The organism is Chryseobacterium lactis (genome assembly GCF_003815875.1).
GTDB lineage: Bacteria > Bacteroidota > Bacteroidia > Flavobacteriales > Weeksellaceae > Chryseobacterium > Chryseobacterium lactis.
In genome coordinates, this window is sequence record NZ_CP033924.1 from 362,755 (window position 1) to 375,312 (window position 12,558).

A 12,558-nucleotide genomic window follows, 5' to 3' on the forward strand; every position below is an offset into this window, starting at 1 on the left:
AATGATAACTGATGTGAAGAATAATTTGATAACTCTTCATACTTTTATTACTACATTCTCTTTTCTAACTTTTATCTTTTGGTAACATTTCTACCAAAAACTCTTCCGTCTTTCAATGTAAAGCGCAAAATATACACGCCCCAGTCATATCCGGTCATATTGATTTTAATCTGACGATTTAAGCCGGGAAGATTTTGTTGCTGGAATTTCCAGTGAACTGTACTATGTTGATAAAGTGACACAGATTCTATAAGGCTATCTACCTCTTCAGTCCAGTCGATGGTTAAATAATCGTTCACCGGAACCGGATAGAGTCTGATCTGTTTCCAGAAGGCTTTTTCATCCATTACAGATTCCTGTTTTACAATTGAGGCAGTTTGTACTTGCTCTTCAACCTTTTTTTCTTCCTTCTTCACCATTTCTTCGGGAGCTGCCTTACCTGCTGCGTCCGGACCTCGGTATCGTTGGTTTCCGGCTTCGTCATATTTGAAGTAAACCTGAGTTTGTGAAAACCCCAAAGCTCCTATTAAAAGAGACAGTAGGGAAAATAATTTTGTTTTCATTGGTTTTATTTTTTGTTGGTTAAAAGTTTCTGCACTAGTTTTTTTAGCTCTTTAATCTCTTCAGCCTGAGAATGTAAATTTTTGTTTTCTTCCTTAAGCTGTTTGATATTATTATTCTGTTCAATAGAATAAAGAGTAAGTTCTTCGATTTTCTGCAACAGTTTTATTTGAAATTCTCCCACATTTACACCTTCTTTCTCCATTACTTTAGCTGAAGCAATTTCCGGAAGATGCTTTTTTTCTTTGATATGTTTCTCAACATCTTCCAATTTAGGAAGGTTATACTTTTCATCAAAGACAAAATCAGCGGTCGGAGTTAAGGTTACCTTAATTTCCTTAGCTTCGAATTTTCCGTTTAATAAGGCATTTCCGTTTTCACCGTTGATTACAAATGATTTTGTCCAGTCCCAATCGTTATTTGCAGTATTTCTTGGTGCAATGTGCAACGTTTTTCTTGTATCATCAGGGGTATGAAAAATCCATGAATTAGTTCCTGCACTAATAAAATCGAGAAAGCTTGCATTTCCATTGACATCAAGGGTGGTCGTTGGAGTAGTAGTCCCTATTCCTACATTTCCGTTGTTTAGTAATTGAACAACCGTACCGGTGGTTTGAAGTCTTATTCCTCCGTACCATTTAATATCCAATCCATCTGAACCGGATACGGGATAATGGGTTAAATAATAATTGGCAGGATCTGAATTTCCATATAATTTGCTGAAAGGGATATCTTGAGAAAATAGAGATCCGAATGCCATTAATCCAATAATTGACAATAATTTTTTCATGTTTATTAGTTTTTTAAATTAGTATTTTTAGTAATTCCTTAGTGAAATAATTCCACAAAAGATCTAAATCTTCCTAATAAAGAAAGATTATAGTATGGTTGCTGTATGGTATTGACAGCCCGCTATAATTTTAGGGGAAAGTATAATAATTTTGTTCTCATGGTTTTAATTTAGTTTTTCACTATGCAATTTAGTTTTTTTTCTCGAGCTAAATCGAGCTAATATAATTTTAACTTATTTTTTATTCTATATAAAATTTATAAACAAAAGAATAAAACAGCCATTGTAATTTTTTACAATGGCTGTTTAGTAATAGACGTTATCTTTAAGATTTTCTCTTTACAAAAAGAAGACACTTTCCCATTTTCATATTATGGATAGTATATTTAAGTGTCTATCATTTATAGTAAACATTACGTCTTGTATTCTCAATTTTCGGAGCTATTCATCTTCTCCATAGCAGGCTAATTGATATATATATTTATCAAAATCTTCATTGAAAGTATTTTCAAGGAAAGGTTTTAATTTCTCAATTTGTTCCTTTGTTAAGTCATATTGGTCATAAATTTCATTTTCATTGTCATCTTCATAAAGTATTAAATCATCTAATACTTTTAAGATTTCTTTTGCAGTAATATTTAATGTATAATCTTTATGAACAAACTCATCAATTATACTATATTCTTCTATGACTCTTCGTATTTTATGTTCCATATTTTTCATACATTTTATAATTAGGTTCCTGATTCATTTGCATTTGCATTATCGGGGTCATCAAAAAAGGTGAAATTCTACTTGCTGCCCAATCTAATAGTTTTATTCCTCCAACTATAATTGTTGCTCCAACTCCTACTTTAATAACTTTATTTAATGTTCTTCCCGGGACAGGGTCTTTATAAATTTCGCCTGTATCTGGTCTTGCAGATCCTATATGACCTCCTTTTTTATTATACACTTCAACATCTCCATGCTGCTTATCCCATTCCAACGTTTGTCCATCTGGATTTTTCCATCTCGCTCTTCCTTTATTAGGAACTCTTTTTGCATCTGGAAATCCTTTTAAATTCTTTGGTGCAGGTTTATGATGTCTCGTATCTCTTGTACTATCTCCTTTTTTATCTCCTTCATTATCGCCCAGGTTTTCTTCTAAAGCGCCATCCATTTCATGCAGGGTATGATTTAGTCCTGCTACAATTCCACCAATTAAAGCTCCTTGCCAAAAATTCCCTCCTGAAAGTTCAGAACCAATCCCTCCGGCCAAAGCTCCAAAAGTAATTGTACCCACTGCAGTGTCAGCAAATTTTCCTGCAACAGCCCCAAAAGCAGATGCTCCAAGACTTCCCAATGCTCCGGAAAAGAAAGATTGTTTAAATCCACCATCCTGCATTAAAGATAAAGCTCCCTGAGCCACTCCATGTACAATGGCTTTTGCCACAACGGCTGCCTCTCCAAGGCTTTTTGCAAATTGGGTTGCAACTCCTGCCGTACTACTAAATATACTTCCCACTCCAAATGTGACTGCCCCGGAGGCAGCTCCAAAGAATATTGCTTTCAATCCTCCTGCCAAAGATACTCCCTGATTGGTGATTGCTGTTGTGATCATATAAGACGTAAAGCCAATATACGCACCAATTATTACAGCTTTCCAGAATAAAACCCCTAATCCTATAAATTGAAAAAATTCTCCGCTAGGATCATTAAACATCAAAGGATTATTCATTACATACCCATATTTATTATAGTTTTGGGTATTGTAAGGGTCCTGAATATTTTCATCGGCATTCAAGAATCTTCTTAATAATGGATCATACAGTCTTCCATTCATGTGAATAATTCCCACCTCTGCAAAATGCTCATGACCGGTATATCCTCTGTCTATTAATAATGATGTACTCTCAATTGTATTCTTATCCGTAATAATCGGACCGGTCCCAATCTGAAGATGTGTCAGGTTACCCCAGGCATCATAATGTCTTTGCTCCAGTTTATTTCCTGTTTCATCACTGATTGCCAGAATACTTCCTAAATAATCTTTATGCAAAAATTTATAAGAACCGGAAGTTTCATCAAAATTCTTTAAGTATACTATACTACTTTCATAAGGGGACCCACCAATATAAAGAATATGTTTTTCTTTACCTGTGCTATTGTCTTTCAATACTTCAAAACTTCCGTCTTCACTATAAAACTTGGTAAATTTCCCTTCTCCGTCATTACTGAAATCACCTCCATAGGTAACACGTTGTCTCATGGCTGTCAATCCATATTGGAAAGCAACATCTCCTTTCATTCCATCAATGAGTACGGGATCATTGTTCTCATTATATGTAATATTTTGGATTAAATCATTATTATAATTTTGAATTCCTGCAGCATTTAATGTCATTCCTGTTGGCTGATAAATCTTCGCTGAGTTTCCAAATTTAATCTTTCCTACCTGATCATTTTCTAAAATTCTGCCTTTATCATCATAAGAATTGAGTATCCCATTTTGTGCTTTAACGCCTGTCGCCGGGTTCGTCCAATTAATCAACCGGTTATTATTATCATAATCAAATGATTCTGTAATATAGAAATCACCTTCAGTAGTTCGGGTTTCAAGTTCATTTTTAATGGGATTAAAATTGTACGAAAGCCTTAAAATGTGTGGCTTCACTGCTGAACCATGATTTACCTGACTTAGGGTTCCATCAGGCTCATAAGTCTGGATAATCTCAGCAGCTCCCAATTGAGCTTTAAGCACCTCCCCTCTTGAGTCTGTATCTTTTAGTTCCCATAAAACCTTCCCTGAATTTTTATCCTTAACCTGATATAATTCTCCGTTCCATGCACTATATATATTTTCTATCTGAACTTTAGTCAATACTCCTGAAGAGAACAGCTGCTTTTCGTAAGAAATAATTCTTGCCTTATCATCATAAGTAATTCCTTTCTGAATAAAATATTTTTCATTACTGTTTTCAGAAGAAGATAAAATTCTTCCTTGCGGATCATAAACAACATTTGAACTGTAAGCCTTTCCTTTCGAAGTTCCTGTTTTTGAAATAACTCTTCCTTTATCATCATATACAAAAGAAATTAACTTATTTGTAGCCTGTCCACCATCTACCGTAGAAATTTCTTTTTGAGCAATAAGTTGTCCAAGATTATTGTATGTATATTCTTTTGTTCCTTTAGGGCTTATAACTTTCTTAGCCTTCCCAAATCCATCGTATTCATACTTGTAAATGCCATTCGAAGGATCATTAAATTCTAATTTTTTCCCCCATGCATCGTACTTTGTGGTTACAATATTTTCGGCATATTGAGCTTTGATTTGTTCTCCTGCAGCGTTATAGGAAAAAACAATTGTTCCTCCCTTATCTGTTGAAAACATGATATTATTCAAGGCATCCCTTGCATTTGAAGTAACCCTTGCATTACCGTTTACTTCTGCGATTGTAGTAATTAATCCTGAAACAGAAGTTTCCATTTCTTTGCCTGTGAAAGCAATCGCATTAATCTTAGGAGGGAAAACATTATCATCATATTTTGTTATATTCCATTGAGATGCAGTTCCTCCCTCAAAATAAGACTCGCTCTCTTTTATTCTTCTTCCTAATATATCAAATTGAACTTCTTTTGAAAAATATTTTCCTTGTCCAAAAGCCTTAGTAGAGGTTTTATAATTTTGCCCCCATTTATTAGTATATTTTATGGATACATCACCATCAGGATCATACTGGATAATCTTCACATTTAAATCCGAGTCCCTTTCATATTTATAAGTAGTAACTCCTCCTAAATTTGCTTTAGATTTCATCAACTTACCCCAACGATCGAATTCATTTTCAAGAATATTACCTAATGGGTCGGTCTCTTTAGTAATCTGTCCGAAATCATTATAAACAATATTGGTTTCTAATCCTAAATTATCAGTTTTTTTGATTACAAATCTTCCTTGAGAATCATATTCATTTGCATCAGTCTGAGTTTGAGAATCTATATTGTTGCTTACTGTTTTCTTTTTAAGATTTCCAAATCCATCATATTCATAAGTCTCTGCTATATAACCGGTATTATCTCTGTTCCACGTTTTAAATGTTTTTAAGAAGTTCCCTTCATATTCATACTCTTTTTTGAAAGATTTAGTATCACCATAAGCCTTGATAATATCTGTTTTAGATATGGGACGGCCTACAAAATAATCTTTACCAATGCCTGATAGATTGTGAGTATATTCAAAGTCAGAAGTGGTAATAGCATATCCCTCATTGATACTCGTCGTACTTTGCTTCGGAAGATAAAAATCGCCGTATGTTGTTGATCCAAAAGATACTATTCCCGTTAAGAAATCTTTACTATAAGTGCTTGTAGGAATAATAGCTGTAACAACTTTTGGTCTATCTGCCGATGAAACGGAACCGGTAATGATTTGTCCATTTAATAGTTTATCTGCTTGATAAGTTGTAGATTTAAAAGTAAGTAATTGTGTATTATCCTTTGAAATATCAGCAGGAAATATTTTACTTTCATCATTGGTTCGTATGCTCCATTCTTTTACTGGTAAGCCTTCTTGTAAGGGATCGATTTCTGTCCCTGACCAGATTTTGGTATTTTCAAACCCATTTGCATACCATGAAGATCTTGCAGTTTGACGGTAACCAATAAATCCTTTTCCGGTATTGTGATTCACAAGTCCTCTATAACGGAAATCCTGATATACCTGCCCCTGTGGAAGGGTCTTATTTAACTGGGCAACAGCAAATGATTTCGGTAGTTTAGGGGATTCATAAAAAGGATATTTTTCTTTTTTTACAGGAAGATAAAAGTTAGGATTCACATCCTGGTTCAGTTCTTTATAAACTACATTAAGCTTAACTCCTCCTTGTTCGATTGTATTAATTCTTGAAATAGTACTTAATGAAGGATGGTTATAAAACTGTGCATAACTTTCAGTACATCCGGAACAATTCACCTTTTTCCCAACAAGAATCAGCTGCTGGTGTGTGTTGTTCATTGTAATTTGGCTAAAAGCAATAGCTTTTTGTGGATAGTTGTTAGTCCATACTCTTGTTTTATAAAACGTATACTTACCACTTGTATCCGTTCCCTGATGCATACTATAGTTATCTATTTTATTAAGTGAATACACCGAAACCTGAGTTTGTGTATTTTCATTATCATTATGATGCTCCCATTCATGTTCTTCATAGATAACTTCTGTAACGATTAACTCGGACTTTCCATCTCCATCAATATCATTAACATCATAATTAAAGTATCCGATCTTTTGTCTATTACAGCTATTTCCAAAAAGACCACTATGTTTATCTTTAAAGTAGACAGTTCCGTTCGCCAGATAGGGAGCCAGTAAAATAGTCGATGTATTAAAACTTTTACCATCTGATATGAATAATTTCCACTGATTACTTTGGTTGCTTACAGGCATCATAATATCAGCTTTATTATCACCATTAAAATCACCAAAGAAACTACGTCCATACATATTTGATAGTAACTGTCCGGCAAAGTTTCCAACAGCAGATCTTGCATAGGTTCCTGAAGGTGATTTTAAAATGTTGTAAACACTCTGAATTTCACCAGTAGAAGGTTTGATCTCAATAATATCCTGTACCCCATCTCCATTTAAATCGGCAAAAAGTCTGTCAGGACGGGTATCTTCAAAAAATTTCTGCCACCTACCTTGACCAATTACATAGAAACTTTCAGCTGAAGGAGTTTGCTGATTAAGATCATACAATATCGTACTATAAAAATGAGTAGTAATCAAATCATCATCAGGATTACTAGGCTGTGACGGGAACCCGGAACCCGGATTACCCGGATCTGTAGGCAATAAAACACCCGGATCTGAACAGTTTAAGGTTCTTTCTATATTCAAAATAACTTCAGAAACCCCATCTCCGTTATAATCATAAGAGGTAGTAGAAGCTAAAAAGAAATCATAGTTACAAAACCACCCTCCAATCTTATCTGTTGCATCTCCTACATTATATTGATCATGTTGAAGTGTTTTAGAATATTCAAAAACAAGCTTCTGACTGGACAAGTCTACCGAATAAACCTGAAGTTCAATATCAGATAAATCAGGTTCGGAACTATCTTTAATAACCGGAACTACTAATCCAATATTACTTTTAATAAAATTATCTTTTCTGAATGTAATAGCACTCGATCTGTCAAAATTATAAGAAGTAAATTTTGAAGCATCATAGGTCAGCGTAACTTCAGATCCCGGTTTGTATAAAGAGCTTTTATACTTTAATACTCCGTTAGAAACAAATTCTATATAATCTGTTTCACCATCCAAATTAAAGTCTGCATATTTTTTAGTTCCGTTGGTTGAACTAAACGATTCATAAGGAATATATTCGGTCGTATTATTTTGTTCATAGGTAAACGTTACAGGATTAGCCGGAAGATCTTCTGCATTATATTCAGTAACTGTTTTGGCAAACTGATAGGTTGTCCCGTTTTCTTCGTATTCAACTTTATATCTTTTAAACTGTTTTCCATTAGACATTACAACAACATTTTGTAATAATTTATCTTGCTGGAATTCCTCACCTTGTAAATAATTAATCTCTTTAAGCTTTCTATCAGTATAGTTGAGTAGAATATCATTAAAATGAGGTTTGTTTAAGGTTTCATTTCCTCCCCATGATATAGAAGTAAGCAGTGACTTCCTGCCGTCCAATGGTCCTACAAATCCGCTTAATGAGCTATATTCATAAGTGATATAGTTTCCTTGTGCATCTTTCCATTTGGTAATGTTATATTCCAAGGCAGGTCTCGTATCCCCCTGACGATTGGTAAATGTTCTTTTATACCAAGCCTGAGAACCGTCATCGTAGGTTACTTCCCAATAGTCAGGTCCTGAAATTCCCAAACTATTTCCAATTGATTTAATTTTGGCGCTGGAATATTTTTCAGTAACGTACTCAGCTCCGTCTTTACCATATTCTCCGGATTTTAAAATCAATCGTTGCCCGTTAAAACTGTAAATATCAGAATAATCAAGTTGTATCCCTTTGACATTTCCGTCTTTCTCAATATTCTTTCCGACTCTTGAAATAGCCGTAATTCCTGAAATATTCCAACCATATCCTGCAATTCCATTCCCGGAACCACTGGTGTATACCAGATTAATTTGTGGAGCGACACTTTTCACTCCCGGAGGTAAAGCAATGGGCAATGTAAATTGCAATTGTCCCCCTGCAGTAACATCCACCTCTCCTTTTGTATCATGAAAAGATTGTTTATCTGGTGCGGATGTTCCCGTTGGATTATTTGCTCCTGCATTTGAAGTTATGGGTCCTCCACCAGGATTCTCCGTGGCCGGGCCAATTTTTGCTACAAATGGATTTGAAACATCTCCCCGCGCTTGAAATCCCTGAGCCAGAACCACCGTCTGTGGATCCTGCACCGTCCTGGATGCCGTTTCTGTCTGGTACAGTATGGTCTGCGAAAAGCCCATTACTGAACACAAAGACAGTATCAATGATGAAAAAAATTTCATTTTGTTATTAGTTTGTTGTATTAATAATCTTTAATTAATTGAAATACTATGACAAGCAAAGAATAATTATTGAATGCCTTAGTTTTTATATTTCCGCTAAACTTTATCTTTTGGTAACATTTCTGCCAAAGACTCTTCCATCCTTCAATGTAAATCGCAGAATATATACTCCCCAATCATATCCGGTCATATTGATTTTTACCTGACGGTTTAATCCCGGCGTATTCTGTTGCTGGAATTTCCAGTGAACAGTACTGTGCTGGTAGAGTGAAACAGATTCAATTAAACTGTCTACCTCTTCCGTCCAATCGATGGTTAAATAATCATTCACCGGAACAGGATACAGTCTGATATTTTTCAAGAATGTTTTCTCATCCATAGCTGGAGCCTGTTGGGTAACAGCAACGGTTTTTGCCAATTCCTGTACCTTAACTTCTTTTGTTATCAGCTCATCAGTCTTTTTGCCGGTTGCATTAGTCCCTCTGTATCGTTGATTTCCTGCTTCGTCGTATTTGAAATAGACCTCGGTTTGTGAAAAACCCAGAAAACCGATTAACAAAGAAAATAACGAAAGTAATTTTCTTTTCATGCGTATTATTTTTTTATAGAAAGAATTTGTTGTACTTGTTTTTTTAAATTTTTAATCTCTTCAGACTGCGCTTTTAAGATGCTGTTTTCTTCCTGAAGCTTTTCAATTTTTTCATTTTGAGACTTTAAGAGTTCCGATTGAGATTTCAACTGCTTATTTTGTTCTATTGAATAAAGAGTAAGTTCTTCGATTTTTTGTAAAAGTTGAATTTGAAATTCTCCCATATTTACACCTTCTTTCTCCATTACTTTAGCAGAAGCAATTTCAGGAAGGTGCTTTTTTTCTTTGATATGTTTTTCAACATCTTCAAGTTTTGGAAGATCATATTTTTCATCAAAGACAAAATCCGCAGTAGGAATTAAGGTTACTTTAATTTCTTTTGCTTCAAGTTTTCCATTTAATAAAGCATTTCCGTTTTCACCGTTAATCACAAATGATTTACCCCAATCCCAATCACTATTTGCTGTATTTCGTGGTGCAATATGCAGAGTTTTCCTGTTGTCATCCGGAGTATGAAATACCCAGGAGTTACTTCCCCCACTAATAAGATCCGAGAATCTTGCGTTACCATTCACATCAAGTTTGGTCGAAGGTGAAGATGTTCCTATACCCACATCTCCATTTTCATTAATGACAAATTTCTGATCTTTATAATCTCCTTTTGAAACAATCCATTGCGAACCATGTAAATCTCCGAAAAACCACCCCTTATCTCCGTTGAGGTATTGGGTTTGAATCCCTCGGGTAAAGCCCCCTTCATCAGTATTTCTTTTCAAAAACAAAGTTGGTGAATAACTTTGAATGGTAATGTCAGGAAATATCTGCTGCTGAGCAAAAACAAAAGATGAAAACAATAAGGCTAGTGGCAGTAATTTTCTTTTCATATTACTTTTTATTTATAATTTTTGTATTTTTTTGTTGATTTCTTCAATCTGTAGTTTTAAAGCTTTGTTTTCTTCCTGAACCTGTAGAAGTTGTACAGTTTGAGACTTTAATTGCTTATTTTGTTCAATCGAATAAAGAGTCAGTTCTTCAATTTTCTCAAGAAATTTAGTGTTCATTTCAGCTACATTGATCCCGTTTTCAATCACTTCGGCAGCAGATGGAATATTGGGAAGATGTCCTTTTTCGGCAATATGCTGTTCTACTTCTTCTAAAGATTTTAATTGATAATCCTTTTTAAAAACATAATCCGCCCATACATTAGCCTTTACCTCAATTTCTTTAGCTTGGATTTTTCCATCAAATTTGGCAATTCCGTTATTCAGGAATTTAATCCAAATACCACGTGTAGCATCCTGGAATCCTACAAAAGTTTTACCGTCGTTATTGTCGTTAGGCTGAGCAATAATGATGTTGTGAGAACTCCCCAGATTTCTTAAAACGGTGTCACCAGGAAGGCCTCCATAACAGCCATTACAGGCAGATTTAGCAATCTGAAATGTGCCATATGAATTGGTAACTTCCATCATAACATCATTTTGATCATACACTCTTAGTAGAGCTGCAGAAGTAGTATCAGGATCATTTGAACCAATTCTTACTTTCCCTTCGCTGGATTGTAATAATAATTTACTCCAAGTTCCCCATTGTGGGTCAGTTGAAAGTCCATTTCTGTAAAAGATTCCTCCATCATTAAAATTAAGCTGATGACGTTTATTTCCTGAATTATCAAACCAGGGTGCAATCGTCAACATTCCCGAGTAATTTCCTTTTCCCGGAACTCCAACTACATCTCTAAGTTTAAATTCCGCCTTAACGATATGGCTGTAAGCAGCCGGCAAATCATTGGTATTTCGGGTGTCAAGAATCGTTAAACCCGGTGCATTTTGCGCATACATCACACTTGAAATTGCCAGTCCGGCAAACAGTAATGTTTTCTTCATACTTATTAATTTTTTTCAGGCGCAAATTTAACATTCCATTAACGAAAATTAACTCGTATTAACGTGATTTAATACATGTTTTTACACTTTCTAGTGTCTTAAAAAATCCTCTGAAAATATGAATATATCAATGAATTTTAAAATTCAATCCACTAGATTAAATAAAAACACAACAACACAACAAGGTTTAAACGATAAAATATTTATCACGATGAAATAAATAATAAATTTTTTTTTAAAACAAAACGATAATTCTTCCTGTCATTTATTTTTTACTATTAAAAGCTAATTTTAATATCATTTTTTTGTTAGGAATATTTCCAATTCATTTTTATAATTCTTGTTTTGGCAATAAAAAAGCTACTCCTTTATCGAAGTAGCTTTGGTTTATAAAAACGATGTTTATTATTTTTTCAAATCATCAATCTCGTCCTGGATCGATTTGATTCTGTCTCTTAATTCCTGACTGACTTTTCCGGGAATCTTTTTAACCTTTCTCAAATCCAGTGCCAGCATAATGGAAGCTATTCCTATAAAGATAAAAGAAACGCCGGTGAGTGTCACTAAAGAAATCCCAGTGAATACTGGATTGAAGATCAATAATAAAGAGAATATAATTCCTCCTACACTCGCTAGAGCTACATTTCCCCAACTCATTATTTTCATACTTTTCAAATCAAAGGCAAATCCCAGCAGCTGGAAAGAACGGAATAATAAAGTAAACCCTATCACAAAGGGAAGAATAGACATTGAAATTTGCGGATAAGCAATGAGATAAATACCAATTGCTGTCGTCAATAGTCCACTCACCAGAAACCATCCCCAACCTTGCAGGGATTTACTGTTCTGTATAGAGAAAAATATTTCCGTAATTCCGGAGAACAAAAATGAGACACTAAAGAAAACAGATAGCGTCACATAAGTTGCCAGCGGTACACTGAATACATAGAAACCGCAAATCAGAAACAAAATTCCAAAGATTAATGGAATATACCAATGTTTTACCGTGTTTGTAAAAGTTTGAAATAAATTGGCCATAGGTGTGTTTTTTAATTCTGCCTACTTTGTATAACGGTGTTCGGCCTGTCCGCAGAAATTTCAAATAAAGTATAATTTTCACACAAATTTGAAATATATCTTTTTCTAATTTACGAAAAATACCTGAGCCAATGATGACATTTTGTGAATAATTCACCAAGAAAAAAAGCTT

At 34.5% G+C, this 12,558-nt stretch carries 8 protein-coding genes; all 8 read right to left on the bottom strand.

Going from position 1 to position 12,558, the window contains the following annotated elements; all coding sequences use genetic code 11:
* Positions 1-71: 71 nt before the first annotated feature.
* Positions 72-563, bottom strand: a complete 492-nt coding sequence (locus tag EG342_RS01620) for a hypothetical protein (RefSeq protein ID WP_103292016.1) — start codon at positions 561-563, stop codon at positions 72-74.
* Between the two features lie 5 nt (positions 564-568).
* The gene (locus EG342_RS25420; protein ID WP_246008717.1) at positions 569-1,351 is read right to left on the bottom strand and encodes a hypothetical protein; all 783 of its coding nucleotides are present in this window, start codon (positions 1,349-1,351) and stop codon (positions 569-571) included.
* Positions 1,352-1,792: 441 nt separating this feature from the next.
* Positions 1,793-2,074: a DUF7683 domain-containing protein gene (locus tag EG342_RS01630; protein WP_103292015.1), complete on the bottom strand. Its 282-nt coding sequence runs from the start codon at positions 2,072-2,074 to the stop codon at positions 1,793-1,795.
* Positions 2,055-8,873 carry a colicin E3/pyocin S6 family cytotoxin gene (locus tag EG342_RS01635; protein WP_103292014.1) on the bottom strand — a complete coding sequence of 2,273 codons (6,819 nt, stop codon included), beginning with the start codon at positions 8,871-8,873 and terminating at the stop codon, positions 2,055-2,057. Before EG342_RS01635 ends, EG342_RS01630 begins: the two co-directional genes overlap by 20 nt.
* A 103-nt stretch (positions 8,874-8,976) precedes the next feature.
* Positions 8,977-9,462, bottom strand: coding sequence for a hypothetical protein (locus EG342_RS01640; protein ID WP_103292013.1), 486 nt, complete (start codon positions 9,460-9,462; stop codon positions 8,977-8,979).
* A gap of 5 nt (positions 9,463-9,467) precedes the next feature.
* Positions 9,468-10,346 carry a hypothetical protein gene (locus EG342_RS01645; protein WP_246008718.1) on the bottom strand — a complete coding sequence of 293 codons (879 nt, stop codon included), beginning with the start codon at positions 10,344-10,346 and terminating at the stop codon, positions 9,468-9,470.
* Positions 10,347-10,358: 12 nt separating this feature from the next.
* Positions 10,359-11,348: a cell wall anchor protein gene (locus tag EG342_RS01650; protein WP_103292012.1), complete on the bottom strand. Its 990-nt coding sequence runs from the start codon at positions 11,346-11,348 to the stop codon at positions 10,359-10,361.
* A 405-nt stretch (positions 11,349-11,753) separates the two neighbouring features.
* Positions 11,754-12,386: an HdeD family acid-resistance protein gene (locus EG342_RS01655; protein ID WP_103292011.1), complete on the bottom strand. Its 633-nt coding sequence runs from the start codon at positions 12,384-12,386 to the stop codon at positions 11,754-11,756.
* Positions 12,387-12,558: the final 172 nt, after the last annotated feature.